The organism is Billgrantia lactosivorans (assembly GCF_003254665.1).
In the GTDB taxonomy this organism is placed as follows: Bacteria; Pseudomonadota; Gammaproteobacteria; order Pseudomonadales; family Halomonadaceae; genus Halomonas; species Halomonas lactosivorans.
The window spans coordinates 101,809-122,655 of sequence record NZ_QHGY01000008.1; the positions used below are offsets into that span (position 1 = coordinate 101,809).

General features: G+C 66.9%; 21 protein-coding genes. 8 read left to right on the forward strand and 13 right to left on the reverse strand.

Going from position 1 to position 20,847, the window contains the following annotated elements; translation table 11 throughout:
• Positions 1-14: 14 nt before the first annotated feature.
• A complete protein-coding gene (locus DIS04_RS15495) occupies positions 15-770 on the reverse strand; it encodes an amino acid ABC transporter substrate-binding protein (RefSeq protein WP_111414685.1) in 756 nt (251 codons plus the stop codon).
• Between the two features lie 315 nt (positions 771-1,085).
• On the opposite strand from DIS04_RS15495, the gene DIS04_RS15500 reads away from it, so the two are divergent.
• The 4 genes from DIS04_RS15500 to DIS04_RS15515 all read left to right on the forward strand — a co-directional run bounded on the left by DIS04_RS15500 (position 1,086) and on the right by DIS04_RS15515 (position 4,086).
• Entirely contained in the window at positions 1,086-2,117 is a 1,032-nt protein-coding gene (locus DIS04_RS15500; RefSeq protein WP_111414686.1) for a DUF3549 family protein, read from the forward strand.
• A 37-nt stretch (positions 2,118-2,154) separates the two neighbouring features.
• Positions 2,155-2,592, forward strand: a complete 438-nt coding sequence (locus DIS04_RS15505; RefSeq protein WP_111414687.1) for an ATP-dependent zinc protease family protein — start codon at positions 2,155-2,157, stop codon at positions 2,590-2,592.
• 31 nt (positions 2,593-2,623) lie between these two features.
• Entirely contained in the window at positions 2,624-3,532 is a 909-nt protein-coding gene (gene rimK / locus DIS04_RS15510; RefSeq protein ID WP_111414688.1) for a 30S ribosomal protein S6--L-glutamate ligase, read from the forward strand.
• Positions 3,533-3,642: 110 nt separating this feature from the next.
• Positions 3,643-4,086, forward strand: coding sequence for a hypothetical protein (locus tag DIS04_RS15515; protein ID WP_111414689.1), 444 nt, complete (start codon positions 3,643-3,645; stop codon positions 4,084-4,086).
• A gap of 12 nt (positions 4,087-4,098) precedes the next feature.
• Here the strand turns inward: DIS04_RS15515 and DIS04_RS15520 are convergent, their stop codons facing one another.
• The 8 genes from DIS04_RS15520 to DIS04_RS15555 form a co-directional block, all read right to left on the reverse strand.
• Entirely contained in the window at positions 4,099-4,809 is a 711-nt protein-coding gene (locus DIS04_RS15520) for a SanA/YdcF family protein (RefSeq protein ID WP_111414690.1), read from the reverse strand.
• Between the two features lie 72 nt (positions 4,810-4,881).
• On the reverse strand, positions 4,882-5,454 hold the full coding sequence (gene sufT / locus DIS04_RS15525; RefSeq protein WP_111414691.1) for a putative Fe-S cluster assembly protein SufT: 573 nt from the start codon (positions 5,452-5,454) through the stop codon (positions 4,882-4,884).
• A gap of 1 nt (position 5,455) precedes the next feature.
• Positions 5,456-6,715 (reverse strand): SufS family cysteine desulfurase, encoded by a 1,260-nt coding sequence (locus tag DIS04_RS15530; RefSeq protein ID WP_111414692.1) that lies wholly within the window; start codon positions 6,713-6,715, stop codon positions 5,456-5,458.
• Positions 6,716-6,729: 14 nt separating this feature from the next.
• Positions 6,730-8,088 carry a Fe-S cluster assembly protein SufD gene (gene sufD / locus DIS04_RS15535; protein WP_245904581.1) on the reverse strand — a complete coding sequence of 453 codons (1,359 nt, stop codon included), beginning with the start codon at positions 8,086-8,088 and terminating at the stop codon, positions 6,730-6,732.
• Positions 8,085-8,837, reverse strand: a complete 753-nt coding sequence (gene sufC, locus DIS04_RS15540; RefSeq protein WP_111414693.1) for a Fe-S cluster assembly ATPase SufC — start codon at positions 8,835-8,837, stop codon at positions 8,085-8,087. Before sufC ends, sufD begins: the two co-directional genes overlap by 4 nt.
• 199 nt (positions 8,838-9,036) lie before the next feature.
• On the reverse strand, positions 9,037-10,479 hold the full coding sequence (sufB, locus tag DIS04_RS15545) for a Fe-S cluster assembly protein SufB (RefSeq protein ID WP_111414694.1): 1,443 nt from the start codon (positions 10,477-10,479) through the stop codon (positions 9,037-9,039).
• A 70-nt stretch (positions 10,480-10,549) separates the two neighbouring features.
• Positions 10,550-11,014, reverse strand: a complete 465-nt coding sequence (locus tag DIS04_RS15550) for an SUF system Fe-S cluster assembly regulator (protein WP_111414695.1) — start codon at positions 11,012-11,014, stop codon at positions 10,550-10,552.
• Positions 11,015-11,267: 253 nt separating this feature from the next.
• Entirely contained in the window at positions 11,268-12,974 is a 1,707-nt protein-coding gene (locus tag DIS04_RS15555; protein ID WP_162623097.1) for a putative bifunctional diguanylate cyclase/phosphodiesterase, read from the reverse strand.
• A 259-nt stretch (positions 12,975-13,233) separates the two neighbouring features.
• Between DIS04_RS15555 and DIS04_RS15560 the strand changes: the two genes are divergently transcribed.
• Both DIS04_RS15560 and DIS04_RS15565 read left to right on the forward strand, forming a co-directional pair.
• A complete protein-coding gene (locus tag DIS04_RS15560; protein WP_111414697.1) occupies positions 13,234-13,707 on the forward strand; it encodes an Lrp/AsnC family transcriptional regulator in 474 nt (157 codons plus the stop codon).
• A gap of 37 nt (positions 13,708-13,744) precedes the next feature.
• On the forward strand, positions 13,745-14,662 hold the full coding sequence (locus DIS04_RS15565) for a complex I NDUFA9 subunit family protein (RefSeq protein WP_111414698.1): 918 nt from the start codon (positions 13,745-13,747) through the stop codon (positions 14,660-14,662).
• A gap of 49 nt (positions 14,663-14,711) precedes the next feature.
• Here the strand turns inward: DIS04_RS15565 and DIS04_RS15570 are convergent, their stop codons facing one another.
• The 3 genes from DIS04_RS15570 to DIS04_RS15580 form a co-directional block, all read right to left on the reverse strand.
• The gene (locus DIS04_RS15570; RefSeq protein WP_111414699.1) at positions 14,712-15,272 is read right to left on the reverse strand and encodes a hypothetical protein; all 561 of its coding nucleotides are present in this window, start codon (positions 15,270-15,272) and stop codon (positions 14,712-14,714) included.
• Positions 15,273-15,333: 61 nt separating this feature from the next.
• Complete coding sequence (locus DIS04_RS15575; RefSeq protein WP_111414700.1) at positions 15,334-16,236, reverse strand: ribose-phosphate diphosphokinase; 903 nt, start codon at positions 16,234-16,236, stop codon at positions 15,334-15,336.
• Positions 16,236-17,828 (reverse strand): thymidine phosphorylase family protein, encoded by a 1,593-nt coding sequence (locus DIS04_RS15580; RefSeq protein ID WP_111414701.1) that lies wholly within the window; start codon positions 17,826-17,828, stop codon positions 16,236-16,238. The genes DIS04_RS15575 and DIS04_RS15580 overlap by 1 nt, the downstream gene beginning before the upstream one ends.
• Before the next feature lie 224 nt (positions 17,829-18,052).
• Between DIS04_RS15580 and DIS04_RS15585 the strand changes: the two genes are divergently transcribed.
• Positions 18,053-18,997, forward strand: a complete 945-nt coding sequence (locus DIS04_RS15585; protein ID WP_111414702.1) for a 2-dehydropantoate 2-reductase — start codon at positions 18,053-18,055, stop codon at positions 18,995-18,997.
• Between the two features lie 97 nt (positions 18,998-19,094).
• Positions 19,095-19,862, forward strand: a complete 768-nt coding sequence (locus tag DIS04_RS15590) for a class I SAM-dependent methyltransferase (protein WP_111414703.1) — start codon at positions 19,095-19,097, stop codon at positions 19,860-19,862.
• Between the two features lie 61 nt (positions 19,863-19,923).
• Here the strand turns inward: DIS04_RS15590 and thpD are convergent, their stop codons facing one another.
• Positions 19,924-20,835 carry an ectoine hydroxylase gene (gene thpD, locus DIS04_RS15595; RefSeq protein WP_111414704.1) on the reverse strand — a complete coding sequence of 304 codons (912 nt, stop codon included), beginning with the start codon at positions 20,833-20,835 and terminating at the stop codon, positions 19,924-19,926.
• Positions 20,836-20,847: the final 12 nt, after the last annotated feature.

A 20,847-nucleotide genomic window follows, 5' to 3' on the forward strand; every position in this document is an offset into this window, starting at 1 on the left:
GAGCGCTCAGCGGGTCACGGACGCGTGATGTCGGTGCCGAACCAGCGCTCGGCGATGTCGGCCAGGGTGCCGTCGTCGCGCAGGGCGGCGAGGGCTTGGTCGACCCGGTCACGCAGGTCACGGTCGGCCTCGGTGTCGCGGAACGGCAGCGCGTTGCGGATCGTGGAGAACGGCTCGCCGGCGAGCTGAAGGGGCAGCGAACGCTCCTGGATCACCTGGGTGGCACTGACCCGGTCCATGACGAAGGCATCGACACGGCCCAGTGCGGTGTCCTGCTCGATGTTGCTGTCGTAGGTCCGGATATCGATCTCGTCGGCATAAGGCAGCTCGCGCAGCAGCTGTTCGTAGTTCGAGCCGAGGTTGACCGCAACCCGCTTGCCCTTGAGATCTTCCACGCCTTCGATCTCCTCGTTGCCGGCCCTGACGACCACTTGCGCGCCATCGTAGACGTACGGCTCGGTGAAGAGGTACTTCGCCTCGCGCTCCTCGGTGATGGTGATCTGGTTGGCGATGGTGTCGATGCGCCCCGACTCGAGCATGCCGAACAGACCGGAAAAGTTGGCGGTCTCGAACTCCACCTCCACCCCCAGCTCCTCGCCTACGGCACGCATGAGATCCACCTCGAAGCCCTTCAGCGTGTCCTGTTCGACGAAGGTGAAGGGGAAGTAGCCCCCCGACATGCCCACCCGGAGCACATCGTCCTGGGCCTGCACGCCACCCAGGGAGAGGGCACCCGCAAGGATCGCTGCAACCAGAGAGCGTAATGACATGATCGACCTCCTCAATATTAATTTGGAATAAATTTTACGCTTATTATGCGATTTTAGCAGACAGGCACCCAATCACCACCGTCGGCCCATGGCATTTCGCTATGCCAGCCATAGCGTAGTCGCGTGCCGTCGGGTCATGCACAGTTTCACTGAAAGAGGCTGTGGATAAGCTCTGGAAAGCCGCCGCGGTGGCAGACACGCCGGGGCTCCGCCAGGCATGCTCATTTCTTGACCACTCGTGAGCGCTTCCACGCGCGACATGGCTGACAACTCCCCGGCCATCACGGTAGAGTGCACGCACGAAAGGGAGCCCTTATGCAGCCGATTCACACACTTCACGACTTCTTCGTGCGCACCGGCGCAGACGTCCATCTCTACCACATGGGGCGTCGGGTCGAACCCTGCCCGCTGGACGCCCTTGCTCACTTCGAGCAGGACGCCGCCGCCTGGCCCTCCCCCTGGCAGGGGCAGGCGCGGCTGGGCATCGTCTTTCGCCTGGGCGATATCGTCGATCCGCTGATCTGGTTCCTGGCCCTGCCGCTGGACGAGCAGGGCCAGCTGGTTCCCGCGCCGCGCGACGCCTTCCTGCAGCGGCTGCTGGTCATCCTGGGGCACAACGCACAGCGTGCGGACCGCCAGGCTCGCGAGAGCAGCGAGATCGAGAACCTGATGCAGGACAACCCGCTCGCCTTCACGCCTTCGCTGCCCTTCCAGGCCATGCTGCACGCCCAGGCCACGCGCGACACCGGCAGGCCGGCAAGCGCGCACCTGGAACCGGTGGAAGCCTATCTCAGCGGCCAGCAGCAGGTGGACTGGCAGTTCCTGGGGCTGCAGGGCCTGGCCGACTTCACCGTGCGAATGGACGACGAGGCCGCCCGCCTGCTGGCCGCGACACTCCCCACCCTGCCCGACGAAGTGTTGAATTCGCTGTGCTACTGTCTAGAGCATGTCGCCGTGCCCACAGCGCTCGGCCTGGCGCTGCGTGACCGGGGCGAGCAGGCAGCGGCCGCGGGGCAAGTGGAGACGCTGTGCGCCTGCGTACGTGCCGTGGCGGGAGCTGACGAATCCATCGCCGGAGCCTGGTACGATGCGCTGCTGTCCGACCCGGCGGCCTGCGGTCCCGATCTGCTGGCTGCGATTGCCGGGCGTGGCTGGGAACTCCTGGAGGACAGCGAGCGCCTGCCTCGCTTCCTCGAGCGCCTGGCCGAGCAGCCGTCGGCGGATTTCGCCAGCCTGGCCCGCGATCTGGCGCTGGTACCGCGGCTGCGCCTGCCGGTGCTGATGACGCTGCGTGAAGCCCGGCGGGATTCCGCCATCGGCCGGCGCCTGGCCGGCCTGGGCCAGTGAACGGGGCTCATGAACAAGGACAGCGGGAAGTGACGCAATGAAGGAACTGCCCTATATTCCCAAGGCCGTCATCGGTCGCCTGGAGATGGTCACCCTGCCGACCATCGGGATGACCGTCTGCGCCAAGATCGACACGGGAGCACGTACCTCGGCGCTGCACGCCGAGGACATCGAGATCTTCGAAGAGGAAGGCCACCTGTGGGTCAGTTTCACTACCCGTAGCGGCGGCCTGGAATCGCCGCCGCACGTCTACCGCACCCACCTGCATGACCGCCGCAGGGTGACGAGTTCCAACGGCCACAAGGAGTGGCGCTACGTGATTCGCACCCCGATGCAACTGGGCGAGCTCGAGGTCATGGTGGAGCTGACCCTGACCGACCGCAGCGACATGCGCTATCCCATGCTGCTGGGGCGCCGTGCCCTGCGTCGCCTGCTGGTGGCGCCCGGTGCCAGCTTCCTGCATGGCGAACCCTGAACCACCCGGCCCTGCCGCCCCGGAGCCCCCGATGCATATCGCGCTGCTGTCCCGCAATCGCAATCTCTACTCCACGCGACGCCTGGTGGAGGCCGCCGAACAGCGCGGCCACAAGGCGCGGGTGATCGATACCCTGCGCTGCTACATGAGCATCGCCGCCCACCACCCCTCGATTCACTACAAGGGCGAGGAGATCGAACGCTTCGATGCGGTGATACCGCGCATCGGTGCCTCCGTGACCTTCTACGGCTGCGCCGTGCTGCGCCAGTTCGAGATGATGGGCACCTACGTGCTCAACGACTCGGTCGCCATCACCCGCTCGCGCGACAAGCTGCGCTCCCTGCAGCTGCTGTCGCGCAAGGGGCTGGGCCTGCCGATCACCGGGTTCGCCCACTCGCCGGACGACATTCCCGATCTGATCACCATGGTCAAGGGCGCCCCGCTGGTGATCAAGTTGCTGGAAGGCACCCAGGGCATCGGCGTGGTGCTGGCCGAGACCAACCAGGCCGCCGAGTCGGTGATCCAGGCCTTCATGGGCATGAAGGCCAACATCATGGTGCAGGAGTACATCAAGGAGGCCCGCGGTGCCGACATTCGCTGCTTCGTGATCGGCGACAAGGTGGTCGCCTCGATGAAGCGGCAGGCCGCCGAGGGCGAGTTTCGCTCCAACCTCCACCGCGGCGGCACGGCGAGCCTGATCCGCATCACGCCGGAGGAGCGCTCCACGGCGATCCGCGCGGCCAAGGCGATGGGGCTGCGGGTGGCCGGCGTCGACCTGCTACGATCCAACCATGGTCCGGTGATCATGGAGGTCAACTCCTCGCCGGGGCTGCAGGGCATCGAGACCGCCACCGGCAAGGACATCGCCGGCCTGATCATCGAGCACATCGAGAAGAATGCCGTCGCCCCGCGCAAGGCACCGCCTAAACCCAAGGGGTAATTGCGAGAAAAGCGCCTCTATTTGTAGAAAGGCTACATATTTTGCCCGCGGGGGTAGCAAAACAGTGTTTCCCCCGCCACAATCTGCGTCACCGGAGGAGGTGACCGCTCATGTTTCTCGACAATCGCCAAGTGGCGATGGACAGCGTTCTGGAAGCGCTGGCAGACAGCATCGATTATTTTCAGGACAATCTCGAGCGCCTGCGCCCTTCCCTGCGCGAGACGCTCAAGCCTCACTACGAGGCCCGCGCCCAGACGATGCAGAAGCTGCAGGAACTGGCCCGGCGTCACCTCAAGCTGCTGCCGCGCGACGCCGACGTCGAGCGTGACGACTACATGTGGCTGTGGAGCCGACTGAAGAGTTTCGTCGGCAACGAGAGTCAGGTGGTGATTGGCGAACTGCTGGAGCAGGAGCGCGTCCTGATGCAGGCCCTGGCCACGCTTTATACCCACCCGCTGCCCAACCCCCTCGAGCCGATCGTCGAGCAGTGCTGGAAGGACTGCCGCGCCCTGATTCGCGAACTCTACCGTCAGCAGAAGCCACGCCGCCGCTGACCGCCGCGCGAGTCAGCGCTGATCCCGTTCGACCTCGAGCAGCTGGCGCCAGGCCGGCGGCGTGATCTGCAGCGGCTCCAGTGGCCCCAGGAAGTAGGGTTCGCGGCCCCACAGATAGAGATCCCCCACGGTGGCCGCCCGCGCCACCCACTCCCGCGCCTGCAGCCGCCACAGGCCCGCCACCGGTCGTGACGGTGCGCTGCAGCCCCGCGCCTCCAGGCCCAGCGCATCGGCGATGAACAGCGCCCGCGGCAGGTGCCAGGACTGCGTGACCAGCAGCACCCGGTCGACGCCGAACACGTCGCGTGCCCGGGCCAGGGTATCGAAGGTACTGAACCCGGCGTAGTCCAGCGTCATGTCCTCGTCGCGAACGTACTGGCCGCGCAGGTCGCGCCACATGGTAATGGGTTCGTTGTACTGGCGGGTGCGGTTGTCACCGGAGAGCAGCAGATGCTCGACCCGCCCCAACCGAATCAGGCGGGAAGCGGCGTTGATGCGCGCCTCGTAGTGGGGGTTGCGCACGCCGCTGCGGGTCCAGTGCGACGTGCCGAAGACGATGCCGACCTGGTCCGGGCCGCACAGCGGCAGTTCGCGCTCGATACGCGAGTGGGTCTGGCCCAGTACCCACAGGTTGGCGCCGACGAACAGCAGCAGCGCCAGCAGCAGCAGGGCGCCGAGCGTCATCAGAAGAAGCTTGAAGGTTTTCCACAACAGCGCCTGCATTCACCGTCACCGGACAAGGTAGAACGAAGCCCCGTTCCCGCCGCCACCAAGCGAGCGGCCCGGGGCCGGCGGCTAGAACATGCCGAGCTCCAGCTTCGCCTCGTCGCTCATCATCTCACGGCTCCAGGGCGGATCGAAGACGATTTCGGTGTGCACGCGACTGATCTGCGGGGCACCGAGGATCTTGTTGCGCGCGTCGGCGGCAATCACGTCGCCCATGCCACAGCCCGGCGCGGTGAGGGTCATGCGGATGGTGACGATGCGCTCGCCGCTGATCAGTCGCTCGATGCGGCAGCCGTAGACCAGGCCCAGGTCGACGATGTTGACCGGGATCTCCGGGTCGAAGCAGGTGCGCAGCTGATCCCAGACGAACTGCTCGATCTCCTCGTCGCCGGCATCCTCGGGCAGCGTCGGTCGCGGCAGCGGCTCGAGCCCCAGGGCATCGAGGTTGCTGCCTTCGATGAGATAGAGCCGCCCCTCGTAGCCGACGCTCACCGAGCTGCCCTTGGCCTGCATCACGCTGACCTCGCTGTCCTCGGCCAGGGTCACGGTCTTGCCGAAGGGAATCGAGATGACTTCGACGTCGCGCTGCAGCGGCAGCGTCTGGCCCCGTTGCAGGCCGGCGATCTGCTCGATGCTCGACATCTCAGCGCACCATTCCGATGACCCGCTCGAGGGCGTCGGCGAAGGCGTCGACCTCCTCGAGGGTGTTGTAGGCGGCGAACGAGGCGCGGCAGGTGGCCGTCACGCCGAAGTGCGCCAGCAGGGGCTGGGCACAGTGGTTGCCGGTACGGATCGCCACCCCGAGCTGGTCGATCAGCAGCGCGATGTCCTGGGAGTGGGCCCCGTCGACGACGAAGGAGAGCACGCCGGCCTTGTCCGGCGCGGTGCCGAGGATTCGCAGGCCGTCGATGCGCGACACCGCCGCGGTGGCCCGCTGCAGCAGACCTGCCTCCCAGGCGCCGATACGCTCGATGCCCACGCCGTCGACCCAGTCGAGCGCCACGCCCAGCGCGATCACCTCGGCGATGGCCGGCGTGCCTGCCTCGAACTTGTGCGGGAAGTCGGCGAAGGTGGTCGGCACCTCGAAGGAGACGCTCTTGATCATCTCCCCCCCGCCCTGCCAAGGCGGCATGGCCTCGAGCAGCGCGGCCTTGGCGTAGAGCACCCCGGCCCCCGTCGGTCCGTAGACCTTGTGGCCGGAGAAGGCGTAGAAATCGGCGTCGAGGGCGCGCACGTCGACACGCTGGTGTGGCGTGGCCTGGGCGCCGTCGACCAGGATCAGGGCGCCTCGCTCGTGGGCAATGGCCGCCAGCTCGCGCACCGGATTGACGGTGCCGAAGGCGTTGGAGACGTGGTTCACCGCCACCAGCCGGGTACGTTCGGTGAACAGCCCGCGATAGGCCTCGAGGTCGAGCACGCCGCGCTCGTCCACCGGGATCACCTTGACCGTGATGCCGAGCTGGCTGGCCAGGAGCTGCCAGGGCACGATGTTGGAGTGGTGCTCCAGCAGCGAGACCAGCACCTCGTCACCCGCCTTCAGGTTGGCACGGCCCCAGCTGTTGGCCACCAGGTTGATCGCCTCGGTGGTGCCGCGGGTGAAGACGATCTCGCGCCGATCCGCCGCGTTCAGAAAGCCGCGCACCGTCTCGCGGGTCGCCTCGTAGGCCGCCGTCGCCTCGTCGGCCAGGGTATGCAGGCCGCGATGAATGTTGGCGTTGTAGCGGCTGTAGTAGTCGCGAAAGCAGTCGATCACCGCCAACGGCGTCTGGCTGGTCGCCGCGTTGTCGAAGTAGATCAGCGGCCGGCCATGCACCTGCCGCTCGAGGATCGGGAACTGAGCGCGAATCCCGGCCACGTCCAGGGCCGGTGCGTCGAACGGTTGCTCGGTGGCCAGGTGGTTCATCGCTCTCTCCTCGCTCACTCGTCGTGCAGGGCCATGGAGGCTTCCACCAGCCCGGCCAGGTTAAAGCGCTCCGGCAGCTTGCCGGCCACCGCCAGCTCCACCCGCTCGGAGATGGCGTCCAGGTCGACCAGCTCCATCACCTCGCCGGCGAAGGCCAGGGTCAGCAGGCCGCGGGCGGTCTGCTCGTCGATGCCGCGGGTGCGCAGGGCGTAGACCGCCTCCTCGTCGAGCTGGCCGGTGGTGGTGCCGTGGGAGCACTTGACGTCGTCGGCGTAGATCTCGAGTTCCGGCTTGGCGTCGATCTCGGCACGGTCGGAGAGCAGCAGGTTGGCGTTGCTCTGGAAGCCCTCGATCTTCTGGCTGTCGCGCTTGACCACCACCTTGCCGTTGAACACGCCGCGGGCGCGGTCGTCGAGGATGCCCTTGTAGTTCTCGTTGGAGAAGGTACGCGGGGCGTTGTGGTTGGCCAGGGTATGGTTGTCGATATGCTGACGGCCCTGGCCGTAGAACAGCCCATAGAAATTGGCCTCGGCGCCTTCGCCGTTGAGTTCGCCGATCAGGTCGTTGCGCACCAGGCTGCCACCCAGGTTCAGGTTGAACGAGGTGTAGCGGCTGTCGCGGCCCTGCTCGACGTGGATGCTGGCCACGTGCAGATCGCCGAGCGCGGCTTCCTGCAGCTTGTAGTGGGTCAGGATCGCGCCACGATCGAGCATCAGTTCGGCCACCAGGTTGGTGAAGTTGGCCGCCTCGCTCTCGCCCACGTGATGCTCGATCAGCGTCGCCTGGCTGCGCGAGCCGGCCTCGACCAGGATGCGCGGGTGGCTCATCACCGGCTTGCCGTTGGCCCGCGACAGGAACTGCAGCAGGATCGGCTTCTCCACCACGCTGCCCGGCGCCAGGCGCACCACGGCGCCCTCCTCCATGAAGGCGGTGTTGAGTGCCGAGAACGGCGAGAACTCGACACCCGTCAACCGCCCCAGCGGGCCGCCCACGGCCTCGTGATTCTCGGCCAGCGCCTGGGACAGCGGCAGCACCGCCACGCCGCGCGGCAGCTCGCCCAAATCGGAGAGCGCCGCGGAGAAGACGCCGTCGACGAAGGTCAGCCGATGAGCCTCCAGCGGAAGGGTCAGCGCGGCGGCCGAGGGCGGCGAGAAGTCGGCGCTGTCGGTGAGCGCGAAATCGCCCCTGGCAATGGCGCGTACGTCGGTGTATTTCCACGCCTCGTCGCGGCGAGTGGGAAAACCGAGCGCCTCGAAGCGCGCCGCGCCGGCCTGGCGGCGGGCGGCGATCCAGGTTGGCTCGGCGCCGCGCGTGGCATTGCGCTCGTCGAGGCGCGCGAGAAAGGCCGTCACTTCGCTCTGGACGTCAGTCATGCCGCCGTTTCCTCCACCACCCAGTCGTAACCGCGGGATTCCAGCTCCTTGGCCAGCTCGGCGTCGCCGCTCTTGGCGATGCGACCGTCAACCAGCACGTGCACGCGATCGGGCACGATATAGTCGAGCAGGCGTTGATAGTGAGTCACCAGCAGGATGGCGCGCTTCTCGTCACGCAGCGAGTTGACGCCGTCGGCCACCACGCGCATGGCATCGATGTCGAGACCGGAGTCGATCTCGTCGAGCATGGCGAGCTTCGGCTGCAGCACCAGCATCTGCAGGATCTCGTTGCGCTTCTTCTCGCCGCCCGAGAAGCCCTCGTTGACGGCGCGCTGGAGGAAGCTGGCGTCCATCTTCATCTGTGCCAGCTTCTCCTTGACCAGCTTCATGAACTCCGGTGCCGGGATCTCGCCCTCGCCGCGCGCCTCGCGCTGGGCATTGAGCGCCGCCTTGAGCAGGTAGATGTTCTTCACGCCGGGGATCTCCACCGGGTACTGGAAGCCCAGCAGCAGGCCCGCCTGGGCGCGCTCCTCGACCTCCATCTCCAGCACGTCCTGGCCCTCGAAGGTGATCGAACCGGCGGTCACCTCGTAGCCCTCCTTGCCGGCGATCACGGCCGACAGGGTCGACTTGCCGGCGCCGTTGGGGCCCATGATGGCGTGGACTTCGCCGGCGTTGATGGTCAGGCTCAGACCCTTGAGGATGTTCTTGCCTTCCACCTTGACGTGCAGATCCTTGACTTCGAGCATCTTGAGTACCTTTTCGATTCTGGCGAGCCGTAAAGCGACCCGAAAAATAATTCATCCAGCCCAGCGAAACGAGCGAGCGGCGTCTGGACAAGGCGAGCGCGGAAGAGAGTAGCGGAGTTTACGACTGTAAATGAGCATTCTCGAATCCGCGCTCAACGCCGTACAGGCGTCGCGTAGCCGTTTCCTTCGCCAAAGCGCTTTAACCCACGGCACCTTCCAGGGTGACGTTCAGGAGCGCCTCGGCCTCCACGGCAAACTCCATCGGCAGCTCCTGGAACACGTCCTTGCAGAAGCCGTTGACGATCATGCTCACCGCATCCTCCTCGGAGATCCCCCGGCTCTGGCAGTAGAACAGCTGGTCCTCGCCGATCTTCGAGGTGGTCGCCTCGTGCTCGATGGTCGCGGTGCTGTTGCCGATCTCCTGATAGGGGAAGGTGTGGGCGCCGCACTGGTCGCCGATCAGCAGCGAGTCGCACTGGGTGAAGTTGCGCGCCCCCTTGGCCCGCGGCCCGATCTTGACCAGCCCACGGTAGGACTGGTTGCTGCGACCGGCGGAGATGCCCTTGGAGACGATGTAGGAGCGGGTGCCCTCGCCGATGTGGATCATCTTGGTGCCGGTGTCGGCCTGCTGACGGCCATTGGTCACCGCCACGGAATAGAACTCGCCGATGCTGTCCTTCCCGCGCAGCACGCAGGAGGGATACTTCCAGGTGATGGCGGAGCCGGTCTCGACCTGGGTCCAGCTGATGCGCGAGCGATCGCCGCGGCAGTCGCCACGCTTGGTGACGAAATTGTAGATGCCGCCCTTGCCGTCCTCGTCACCGGGATACCAGTTCTGCACTGTGGAGTACTTGATGTAGGCGTCGTCCAGCGCCACCAGCTCGACCACCGCGGCGTGGAGCTGGTTCTCGTCGCGCATCGGCGCGGTGCAGCCCTCCAGGTAGGAGACCTGGGCGCCCTCCTCGCAGATGATCAGGGTGCGCTCGAACTGCCCGGTGTTGGCGGCGTTGATGCGGAAATAGGTGGAGAGTTCCATCGGGCAGGTCACGCCCTTGGGCACGAAGACGAAGGAGCCGTCGGTGAACACCGCCGAGTTGAGCGCGGCGAAATAGTTGTCAGCCTGGGGCACCACGGTGCCCAGGTACTGCTTGATCAGCTCCGGGTAGTCGCGGATCGCCTCGGAGATCGAGCAGAAGATCACCCCCGCCTCGTGCAGCTTCTCCTTGAAGGTGGTGGTCACCGACACGGAGTCGAACACCGCATCCACCGCCACGCCGGCCAGGGCGGCGCGTTCGTGCAGCGGGATGCCCAGCTTCTCGTAGGTCTCGAGCAGCTTGGGGTCGACCTCGTCGAGGCTCTGCGGGCGATCCTCGGGGCGCTTGGGCGCGCTGTAGTAGGAGATCGCCTGGTAGTCGATCGGCGGATACTCCAGGTGCGCCCAGGAGGGCGGCGTCATCTTGAGCCACTGGTGGTAGGCCTTGAGACGCCATTCGAGCATCCACTCCGGCTCGCCCTTCTTGTTGGAAATGAAGGCGATCACGCTCTCGTCGAGCCCCGGCGGTACCGTATCGCTCTCGATATCCGTCACGAACCCCTCTTTGTATTCGCGGCGGACAAGCTGTTCCATTTCCTGACTTGCCATGGTCTCTCCCCTCCCGGGCGGTTAGGCCGGCGAGCGTACTCGCCTCGGGTAATGAATCCGGTTCGCTGGCTCAGGCCGTGTCGGCGGCCAGGCTCACGCTCTGTATGGGTAGCTGCACCGGCAGCTTGATCGGCGCGGTGTCGGCCAGGTGGGCCAGGGTCACGCTGTCGAGCAGGGTGCGCACGGCCAGCGACACACGCTGCCAGTTGTCGGAGACGCCGCAGGTTGCCAGCAGGTCGCAGTCGCCCTCAGCGTGGCTGCACTCCGTCATCGCCACCGGTCCCTCGATCGCGGTGATGATGTCGATGGCCGTGATCCGCGAGGCCGGCCGTGCCAGGGAGTAGCCACCCTGGGCGCCGCGACGCGACTCCAGAAGCCCGGCCTTGACCAGCATCTTCAAGGTCTTGCTGACCGTGGGATGCGGCAGTTGCACGGTCTCGGCCAGCTCCGCCGCCGCATGGGGCTGCTCGGGATGCCTGGCGATCTGCGCCAGGATAACGGCGGCGTAGTCTGTCAGCCGTGAAAGCTTCAGCATGCCTGACTCCTGAGTGTCACGGACACGTGGCGAAGGCCCGCGCTCCATTTGGGACCATTTTAGTCCTGTATGGATTCGATGTGAAGTCCCCCCGCGGCAGGGAAGCGCCAAAGCGCCAAGATGGCGGCACGTTCGCCGCCGATCACATAACAAACTCAATCATTCTCATTTACAGGCACTATCGAGACGACCCCGCGACGGGCTCGTGGGACGAGCAGGACAAGGGAGTCTCAGCGAGGCGGCAGGGGTCGGCTTAGCGACGGGGGATGGGCGTCTCGCCCTGCCGCCGATGCTGCTCGCGCTCGTGGTGCCAGGCCAGCAGCTCCTCGACGGGCAGGGCCTTGGCATAGAGAAAGCCCTGGGCCTGGTCACAGCCCAGTTCCTGAAGGATACGATGCTGGCCCTGGGTCTCGACGCCCTCGGCGGTGACTTCCAGGTCGAGCGCATGCCCCACCTCGATCAGGCAGGCCATCAGCTTGCGGGCCCTCACGTCCTTGTCCAGCCCCTCGACAAAGGCGCGATCGATCTTGAGACCGGTGATGGGCAGGTGGCGCAGGTACTCGAAGGAGGAGAAGCCGGTGCCGAAGTCGTCGATGCTGACCTGGATGCCGTAGCCGCGAATCCGCTCCAGCGCCTGCTTGGCGGCGAAGAGATCGTTCACCAGGGCGCTCTCGGTCACTTCCACCTCGAGCTGCGAGGGGTGGATCCCCGCCTCCTCCACGAGCCGATTGAGCTCCTCCAATAGTTCGTCGTCCATCAGGTTGCGCACCGAGAAGTTGATGCTCACCCTGCCGCCATGGCGGCGAGCGAAGCGACAGGCCTCGTTCATGACGAACCGGGTCACCGGCGCAATCAGGGTGGTGTTCTCGACCTTGGGCATGAACATGCCAGGCGCGATCAGGGCGCCACTCTCGTCACGCCAGCGTATCAGCCCCTCGAAGCCGCTGACCCGGTCGCTCGCCAGGTGCAGCTTGGGCTGGTAGTGCAGCTCGAACTCCCCCTGGGCCAGGCCGCGGCGGACCCGGGCGATGAGGCGGATGTTCTGCAAGCTGCGGCGGGCGAAGGAGGGCTGGAAATGGCAGTGCGCACGATGCTTCTCGGAGGCGGCCAGCATGGCGATTCGCGCCTCGCGAATCAGGCTGCCGGGGGTCACGCTACCGGCGCCCTGCAGCGAGCTGCCCAGCACCAGTTGCACACGCAGCGGCACGCCCAGCGCCACCAGATTGTCCTCGCCCAGCTCCACCACCTGGTGCGCCAGGCGCTCCAGCTCCTTGAACCCCACCGGCCAGAACAGCAGCGCCAGCTCGGCACCGCTGACGCGATAGCTGCCATGGAGGTTGGGCCCCAACTGGGCCAGGCGCCGGCTGATCGCCACCATCAGCTCATCGGAGGCATCCGCCCCCAGGGCCTCCATGATCTCGCCGATGTCCTCGACGCGCACCAGCACCACCCCGATGCCCCGACCATCCTGGCGCGGCGAACGCTTCAGCCAGCGTGACAGGTCCGCCTCCAGCGCGATGTCATTGGGAAGCCCCGCGCGGGGGTCGGTGCGCGATGCCAGCTCGACATTGAGGTAGCTCTGCCTCAGGCGCTCGAACAGGCCCCCGGCAAAGCCACCGATGACGAGGTAGAGCCCGAGGCGAATTACCCAGTTGAGGGTCGCCTGGGGCTCGCCGGTGGCCACCGAGAGGGGTATCGCCGCCATCAGCAGGCCGGCCGCGAACGCCACGAGCAAGGAGCCATACCAGGTATACCAGGCTCCTGCCAGCAGCACGGGGATCAGCATCAGGTAGGGGTAAGCGTACTGGGTGCCGCCGGTGACGTAGACCAGCGCCGTGCCCAACAGCAGCAACAGTGCCAGCACCAGCACCTGGCTGGCATGGCGCAGCAGGGGCGGACACGACTGCCAGCGCTGCTCCATGTCACGCCAGGCGCCCACCATGTCGCTCATGCCTGTCATGTCGTTCCCCCTACCCGGTCCGGCAGCGCCCATTAGGAAGCTTATATTTTTTCGCAGTGTATACAACCCGGGGCGAAACGACCTCAGCCGCTCTCAACGCTCGACCGCCGCCCTGCGCTGCCTGGCCATGCCCCGCGGCTCGCGATGGGCTCGCACTTGCTTGAGAACTGGCGAGCACGGGCAGGATTCGCCAGACTTGCATAGATGGTTAGCGGTATCGGCCAAGGAACCCCTGAACGCCACATTGACGAGGCACCCCATGCGCAATCTCAAACTCGACCGCATCGACCGCATGCTGCTCGAAGCCCTCCAGCAGGACGCCCGTCTGACCACCGCCGAGCTGGCAGAACTCGTGAACCTCTCCCCCTCCCCTTGCGCTCGCCGCATTCGCCGGCTCGAGCAGGCCGGGATGATCACGCGCTACCGCGCCGAACTGGACAAGGCCCGGCTCGGCCTGACGATCCAGGTCTACGTGCAGGTCAAGCTCGACCAGCATCAGCAGGAACGGGTGGAAGAATTCGAGGCCAGGGTGCGAGACATGCCGGAAGTGATCCAGTGCCACAGCGTTTCCGGCCACTTCGACTACCTGCTGCAGGTGATCACGACGGATATGGACGCCTTCGAGCAGTGGCTGCGACAATTCCGCGAACTGCCGATGGTCAGCACCGTGGACAGCAGCTTCTCGATACGCGCCGTCAAGGAGAACGGCTCGCTCCCCCTGCCGGCCCAGTGATGCCAGGCGACGGCGGCACCCCCATCAGGGAGACAGCATGGCGAAGGCCCCCATTACCGTATTCGGCGGAACCGGCTTTCTCGGTCGTCACGTGGTGCAGGAACTGTGCGATGCCGGCCATGCGGTCCGCATCGCGGCACGCCGTCCTGCGCTCCCGGCGTGGGCCGAACCCGGTGATCCCCTGGAGCCGATGAGCGTCGACATTCGCAGCGAGCGCGACGTGCGGCGCGCCCTCGAGGGGGCGCTCGGCGCGGTCAATGCCGTGAGCCTCTACGTCGAGCGCCGCCAAGCCAGCTTCGAGCAGGTGCACGTCGAAGGGGCCGGACGCCTGGCGCGCCTGGCCAGCGCCCAGGGCGTCGAGACCCTCGTCCAGCTTTCGGGTATCGGCGCCCGCCCCTCGTCGCGCTCGCGCTACGTCAGGGCACGCGGGCGCGGCGAAACGGCCGTCGTCGATGCCTACCCGAAGGCGGTGATCCTGCGCCCGAGCGTCATGTTCGGGCCCGACGACGCCTTTCTTCAGCGCCTGGTGGACCTGACGCGGCTGCCCGTCATCCCGCTCTTCGGGCACGGCGAGACGAAGCTTCAGCCGGTGCATGTGGTGGACGTGGCGAGGGCGATCGTGCGCCTGATGGGAGCCGCGCCGCCCGAGCGAAGGCTGTTCGAACTGGGCGGCCTGGATATCCTGAGCTATCGCGAGATACTCGAGCTGGTCATGGCGCACCTGGAGCGCGAGCGCAGGCTGGTGCCCGTCCCCTTCCCGCTGTGGCACCTCGCCGCCCTGCTGGCGTCGCCGCTGGCGGAGCCACCGCTGACCCGGGACCAGGTCTTCATGATGGCCGAGGACAACACGGTCGGTGAAGGCGTCGGCACCTTCGCCGATCTCGACATCCTGCCGCGCTCGCTGCGCGACGCCCTGCCCGCCTGCCTGCCGCCGGGCCGCCAGGCCTCGCCCTGATCGTCTCCGGATGCCGTGCCGTCGCCCCCAGGCAGCGGCCGGTCGTGCCTCAGCGCAAGCGCCAGCCGTGGCGCTGCCACCACTCCAGCGCGATGCGCCGGTTCTCCGCGTTGGCGTTTTCATCCAGCGCCGTGGTGAGGCGCACGTAGTCGCCGCCGGTTCGAGCCATCAGCCGCGGATCCTGGGTGGCCAGCTGCAGCGCATACAGCGCCAGCATCAGTTCGTACTCGTTGCCGGTATCGAGCAGCGTGAACAGCAGCGGGACTGCCGGTTCGCCGATCTGGCCCAGGCGCTCCGCCGCGATGTACCAGACCCGCGGATGCTCGGTGCCACCGTAGACATCGATGAAGCGCCTGTCGGCGAGGCGGCTGATGTAGTAGTGGACCTCGTCCTCTTGCGACGCGAAGAGCGGCGGCAACCAGAAGCGCTCGTGGCGACTGGCGGCCACCAGGGGCGTCGCCGGCTCGCGCGGCACAGCCTGCTCGGACTGTTCGGATTGCGTGCGGGCAGGGTCGGCGGCGACCGGTTCGGCCTGCTGAGCCGATCGCCCGCCACAGCCACTCAAGAACAGCGCCAGGAATAGCGCGCTGGAAAACCGGATACCAGGCATTTCATGCTCCCGGGGTTGGCTCGTCGTTGCGGTGCGTTTTACGTGGTCCTGCGCCGCTTGGCTAGTCCCCCGCCGGGTTCCCGAGCACCTGCCCGAGGGCTCGGGCGAGATGGGGGGCCATGGCCACGGCATTGCTCTCATGGACAATGGTGTCGGTACTCCAGACCTCCCCCACCCCGGCCCGGCGGACGACGCTCAGGCCATCGCCGGCAAACAGCGCATGGGTCACCGCCACGTCGACGCTCAACGCCCCAGCGGCCAGTACCTTGGCGGCGGCCCGGGCCAGGGTTCGGCCGGAGCTGGCGACATCGTCCAGCAGCACGACGCGACGCCCGACGATCGCCAGGTCGGGCAACGTGATCTCGACATCGCGGTCGCCGTGGCGCGTTTTGCGACACACGCCATAGTCGAGCCCTGACGCCCCGGCGGCCTGCTCCACCCACTGCAACGATTCCGCATCGGGGCCCAGCAGCAGGGCATCGCGCCGCCGGTCGGCGATCGCCTCGGCCAGCGCCGGGGCACCGGGAAGCGCTATGGCATGGCGCAACGGTATCGCCTGGTCGAGTCGTTCAATGCGATGCAGGTGCGGGTCGACGGTGATCACGGCGTCGAACAGCTCGGCGAGGAAACCGCCGACGAGTCGCTGGCTGACCAGCTCCCCCGGCTGGAAGGCCGCGTCCTGGCGCATGTAGGCCAGGTAGGGCGCCACCAGCACCAGGCGCTCCACCCCCTGCTCGCGCGCATGCCGAGCGAGCAGCATCAGTTCGACCAGCTTGTCGTTGGGGCGGTCCAGGCTGCGATAGAGGATCAACGAGGCGGGCAGCACGCCGGGGGGCAGCCGCAGGCACAGCTCCGCGTCGGGGAAACGGTGACGACCGACCGGCCGGGCCTCGAGGCCGGCCGCCGACGCCAGGCGTGTGGCGGGAACGGATTCCTCATCGAAATAGAGCAAGGCGGCGTCCATCAGAACTCCACGTTGAGGCGCTGGATCTGGTCATGCTGCCCGATACTGTAGCCGCTATCCCGTTCGCTGCATTGATGGGCGAAGCCGCGCTCACTGCGGAAGGCGGCATGCACGCGGTAGAGCGGCTGGCCCTGCTCGACCCGGTCGCCGATCTGGGCCAGCAGGTCGACCCCGGCCCCCTTGGCCTTGGGGGCCCCCGCCAGGCGAGCGATCCGCGCCAGGCGCAGGTTGTCGATGGCGGTGACGACACCGCCCCGGGGTGCCGGTACCTCGAAGCGATGCGGCGCCAGCTCGGGACGGTCGAGGTCGAATGGCTTCTCGCCCTGGGCACGAATGATCGCCTGCATCTTCTCCAGCGCGCGGCCGGAGTCGAGGATGTCGCGGGCGATGGAGAAGCCGTCCCCGCCGCGGACGTCGGGGTCGAACTCCAGCATCCGCCCAGCCAGGCGCAGCGACTTCTGGCGCAGGTCCATGGGAGCATCGGGATGGTTGGTGAGCACTCGCATCACGTCGCGAGCCTCCAGCACGGGCCCGATGCCGCGTCCGATCGGTTGGCTGCCATCGGTGATCACCACGTCCAGCACCAGCCCCATGCGGCCGGCCACGAACTCGAACAGCTTGCGCAAGCGACGCGCCTCCGGCATGGAGCGAACCTTGGCGTGGGGCCCGATGGGGATGTCGAGCAGCAGATGGGTCGAGCCGGCGGCCACCTTCTTCGACAGGATGGAGGCGACCATCTGCCCCGGCGAGTCGATGGAGAGCGGCCGCTCCACCGCGATCAGCACGTCATCGGCCGGCGAGAGCTCGCTGGTCCCGCCCCAGGCCACACAGCCCCGGTGAGTACGCACTAGCTCGCCCAGCTCGTCGAAGGGCACCTCGACCTTGGCCAGCACCTCCATGGTGTCGGCGGTGCCCGAAGGCGAGGTGATCGCGCGCGACGAGGTCTTGGGGCACAGCAGGCCATGGGCCGCCACGATGGGTACCACCAGCATCGAGGTGCGGTTGCCCGGGATGCCGCCGATGCAGTGCTTGTCGACCACCGGATGCTCGTGCCAGTCGAGCCGTCGCCCCACCCGGCCCATGGCATCGCTGAGGTAGAAGATCTCCTCGCGGTCGAGCTCGCCCAGCTCGCAGGCCACCACGAATGCCGTCAGCTCGATCTTCGAGTAGCGCAGCTCGGCGATGTCCTGCACGATCTCGCGGAAATCCTGACGTGAAAGCCGCTCACCCGCGATCTTGCGGCGCAGGGCCGGGATCGAGGCAGGTGGCTCCGCCTGGGAGACGCTGACCGCCTGTCCCTCCTCCACCCCGAGCAGGGAGAAGGCATCCTCGGAGAGGCCCAGCTGGGTGTGGCCGACGATGGCGACGTCGTCGACCACGTTCAGGGTCGCCAGGATGCGCCGACCGTTGGCCCGCACCTCGATCTTGGACAGCGCCTGGAAGCCCTCGGCGCGATACAGGTCGCACTCGCGGTGCAGGTAGGCGACGTTCTCCCGGTAGGTGTCGATGGCCACGCGACACAGCGCGAGCGGGATCGCCGCCTCATCGCCGGGGCCTTCGCTGGTCACGGGGCTGGATCGGGTACGGATCATGGTCGGATCGTCCTGGCCGGTGCAATACTCAGTCTGCCCCATTCGCCTCCGCTTGGGCAGCACGATGGCAGCCTGCCATGACCCAGGACAACCGGGCGAGCGTGCGGCCTCCTCGGATATCGCCGCAAGAGTCAGGCGGAGCGGTACAGACGGCGACTTTGCCACTATGCTCCGAGAAACGGGTGACCCGAGGTATCGAGAAGCGGCAGCAGACAGGAGACGCTATGAGATTCGTCATCATGGGGAGCGGCGGCGTCGGCGGCTATTTCGGCGCGCGACTGGCCGAAGCGGGGGAAGATGTCACGTTCATCGCCCGCGGCGAGCATCTCGCTGCGATGCGGGAGCGGGGCTTGCGTGTGAGCAGCATCAAGGGGGACGTCGCGCTGGGCAAGGTCAAGGCCACGGACGACCCCGCCACGCTGGGCGAGGTGGACTGCGTGATCGTGGCCGTCAAGGCGTGGCAGGTGCGCGAGGCGGCCGAGTCGATACGCCCGCTGGTGGGGCCCGACACCTTGGTGCTGCCGCTGGAGAACGGCGTCGAGGCCGCCGACATTCTGGCCGACGTGCTGGGTGAGGCTCCGGTGCTCGAAGGCCTGTGCGGCATCCTGGCCTGGCGCGAGGCACCGGGCCACATTCGCCATGCCGGCGTGGATCCGTTCATCCGCTTCGGCGAGCGCGACAACCACAGCAGCGCACGCACGGCGCGGCTCAAGGACGTCTTCGATAGAGTTCACGGGGTCAGCGCCGAGATCCCCGACGACATCCGCGTCGCCCAGTGGAGCAAGTTCCTGTTCATCTGTGCCATGAGCGGCATCGGCAGTATCACGCGCGCCCCGATCGGCGTCTCGCGCCAGCTGCCGGAAACGCGAGCGCTGATCCAGGCCATGCTAGAGGAGATCGACCAGGTGGCCCGCGGCCACGGTGTCGCCTTTCCCGCCGATGCCGTCGCACGCGCCATGCAGTTCATCGACGCCATGCCGGCCGAGAGCACCTCCTCCATGCAGCGCAACATCATGGCCGGCGAGCCTTCGGAGCTGGAATCGCAGAACGGCGCCGTGGTGCGCCTGGGTCGCTCGGTCGGCGTGGCGACGCCGGTTCACGCCCTGGTCTACGCCGCCCTGTTGCCCCAGGAGCTTGCCGCGCGGGGCGAACTGCCGGCGGCCGGGTGACCCCCGTGGCGCCGGGCGCGATGGGCGGTGGCAAGCCTCGGATTGGAGTATGCTCATGACAGGGCGTAACTTACGCTCGCCACCGCGGAGCCTCGACATGAACGATGCCCCTCACAATGCCCCGGGCCAGCACTGGAATGCCGCCACCTACGCCCGCAACGCCGATTTCGTCGCCAGGCTGGGCGACACCGTGGCCAGGCTGCTTGCCCCTCGCCCCGGCGAGCGCATCCTCGACCTGGGCTGCGGTGACGGCGCCCTGACCGAGGAGCTGGCGAAATCCGGCGCCACCGTGGTCGGCGTCGACGCCGCCATCGACATGGTCGAGGCAGCCCGGGCAAGAGGACTCGACGCCCGGGTACTGGACGCCCACAACCTGCCCTTCGAGCACGAGTTCGACGCCGTGTTCAGCAATGCCGCGCTGCACTGGATGCTCAATCATGAAGCCGTGGTGGCCAGCATCCACCGTTCGCTGAAGCCGGGCGGGCGCTTCGTGGCCGAATTTGGCGGGCACGGCAACGTGGCGGCCATCTGCACCGCTCTGCTGGCAGCCCTGAGGGCACGAGGCATCAGCGGCAAGGCCCGCTTCCCGTGGTTCTTCCCCACCCCGGAAGAGTACCGCGAGTGCCTCGAAGCGGCCGGATTCACGGTCGACTCCATCGAACTGATCCCGCGCCCGACCCGCCTGCCGACAGGTATGGCCGGCTGGCTCGCCACCTTTGCCAATCCCTTCCTGCATGGCCTGGATGAGGAAGTGGCCGAAGCGGTGCTGGACGACGCCCTGGCGCTGCTGACGCCCAGCCTGCGCGACAGCCACGGCAACTGGACGGCCGACTACGTTCGGTTGCGCGTGCAGGCGCATCGCTGAGGCGGCAGGCCGACGCCTCGGCCGGCACGGGAGGCGTCGGCCTGCCGTGCCGGCCGGTGCCTCAACCCACCGGCTCGAGCGGATCCCAGTCCGTGCGATTGGCCAGGAACTCAGGCCGCGGACGGTTGCCGCAGAAGGGATTCAGCAAGCCGTTGTCGACACTGTTGTAGACGAAGAAGAGGTTGCTGCGCGGCCAGCAGGACATGTTGATGTTGGAGCCATGCATGGTATTGCACTCGAACATGACCAGGGTGCCGGCCGGCCCCTTCGGCGCCTCGATATCTCCCTTGAGCATCAGCTCGCGCAGACTGGCGTTGTCGGGCACGCCCACGTCCTGGCTCTTCAGCGATTCCTTGTAGTTGTCAGTAGGCGTGCGCCCCACGCAGGGGACGAAATACTGGTGCGAGCCGGGTATCAGCATCAGCGGGCCGTTGAATTCACCGTTGTCGGTCAGCACGATCGAGCAGCTCAACGAACGCATGCGCGGCATGCCGTCCTCGCTGTGCCAGGTCTCGAAGTCGGAATGCCAGTCGAACCCCTTGCCCTTGAAGCCGGGCTTGTAGTTGATGCGTGACTGGTGGATATACACGCCCTTGCCGAGCAGCTGCTCGACCATCGCCAGCAGCCGCGGATCTCGCGTCAACCGGCTGAAGCGCTCGGAGATCTCGTGGATGCCGAAGATGGAGCGGATCTCCTGTCGCCCCGGCTCGAGAATGGTGCCTTCCGAAAGCTTGAGATCGTCGTCCTCTTCGTAGTCGCGCAACTCTTGGATGAAGGCTTCCATCTCCTCGCGGTCGAAGAACCCCTCGAACGAAAGAAACCCCTTTTCCTCGTATTCGCGCACCTGCTCCTCGCTCAGCGGACCATCCCGGCGCTCAGCCCCACTGGCATGCACCACGGGGTCGATACGCTCGAACATGCCCAACTTGCGCTCCAATCGCGTCGGGAACAGATCCTGTACATCGTCTTTCATCGCATGCTCCTC

What these genes read in the sequence shown, in the direction of transcription:
- sufD (WP_245904581.1), bottom strand. Translation starts at nt 8,088, where the DNA reads ATGACTGACGTCCAGAGCGAAGTGACGGCCTTTCTCGCGCGCCTCGAC.
- DIS04_RS15520 (WP_111414690.1), bottom strand. Translation starts at nt 4,809, where the DNA reads ATGCAGGCGCTGTTGTGGAAAACCTTCAAGCTTCTTCTGATGACGCTC.
- DIS04_RS15575 (WP_111414700.1), bottom strand. Translation starts at nt 16,236, where the DNA reads ATGGACGCCGCCTTGCTCTATTTCGATGAGGAATCCGTTCCCGCCACA.
- DIS04_RS15550 (WP_111414695.1), bottom strand. Translation starts at nt 11,014, where the DNA reads ATGCTGAAGCTTTCACGGCTGACAGACTACGCCGCCGTTATCCTGGCG.
- DIS04_RS15585 (WP_111414702.1), top strand. Translation starts at nt 18,053, where the DNA reads ATGAGATTCGTCATCATGGGGAGCGGCGGCGTCGGCGGCTATTTCGGC.
- DIS04_RS15505 (WP_111414687.1), top strand. Translation starts at nt 2,155, where the DNA reads ATGAAGGAACTGCCCTATATTCCCAAGGCCGTCATCGGTCGCCTGGAG.
- sufB (WP_111414694.1), bottom strand. Translation starts at nt 10,479, where the DNA reads ATGGCAAGTCAGGAAATGGAACAGCTTGTCCGCCGCGAATACAAAGAG.
- thpD (WP_111414704.1), bottom strand. Translation starts at nt 20,835, where the DNA reads ATGAAAGACGATGTACAGGATCTGTTCCCGACGCGATTGGAGCGCAAG.
- DIS04_RS15565 (WP_111414698.1), top strand. Translation starts at nt 13,745, where the DNA reads ATGGCGAAGGCCCCCATTACCGTATTCGGCGGAACCGGCTTTCTCGGT.
- sufT (WP_111414691.1), bottom strand. Translation starts at nt 5,454, where the DNA reads ATGTCGAGCATCGAGCAGATCGCCGGCCTGCAACGGGGCCAGACGCTG.
- DIS04_RS15555 (WP_162623097.1), bottom strand. Translation starts at nt 12,974, where the DNA reads ATGACAGGCATGAGCGACATGGTGGGCGCCTGGCGTGACATGGAGCAG.
- sufC (WP_111414693.1), bottom strand. Translation starts at nt 8,837, where the DNA reads ATGCTCGAAGTCAAGGATCTGCACGTCAAGGTGGAAGGCAAGAACATC.
- DIS04_RS15580 (WP_111414701.1), bottom strand. Translation starts at nt 17,828, where the DNA reads ATGATCCGTACCCGATCCAGCCCCGTGACCAGCGAAGGCCCCGGCGAT.
- DIS04_RS15495 (WP_111414685.1), bottom strand. Translation starts at nt 770, where the DNA reads ATGTCATTACGCTCTCTGGTTGCAGCGATCCTTGCGGGTGCCCTCTCC.
- DIS04_RS15560 (WP_111414697.1), top strand. Translation starts at nt 13,234, where the DNA reads ATGCGCAATCTCAAACTCGACCGCATCGACCGCATGCTGCTCGAAGCC.
- DIS04_RS15515 (WP_111414689.1), top strand. Translation starts at nt 3,643, where the DNA reads ATGTTTCTCGACAATCGCCAAGTGGCGATGGACAGCGTTCTGGAAGCG.
- DIS04_RS15500 (WP_111414686.1), top strand. Translation starts at nt 1,086, where the DNA reads ATGCAGCCGATTCACACACTTCACGACTTCTTCGTGCGCACCGGCGCA.
- DIS04_RS15570 (WP_111414699.1), bottom strand. Translation starts at nt 15,272, where the DNA reads ATGCCTGGTATCCGGTTTTCCAGCGCGCTATTCCTGGCGCTGTTCTTG.
- rimK (WP_111414688.1), top strand. Translation starts at nt 2,624, where the DNA reads ATGCATATCGCGCTGCTGTCCCGCAATCGCAATCTCTACTCCACGCGA.
- DIS04_RS15530 (WP_111414692.1), bottom strand. Translation starts at nt 6,715, where the DNA reads ATGAACCACCTGGCCACCGAGCAACCGTTCGACGCACCGGCCCTGGAC.
- DIS04_RS15590 (WP_111414703.1), top strand. Translation starts at nt 19,095, where the DNA reads ATGAACGATGCCCCTCACAATGCCCCGGGCCAGCACTGGAATGCCGCC.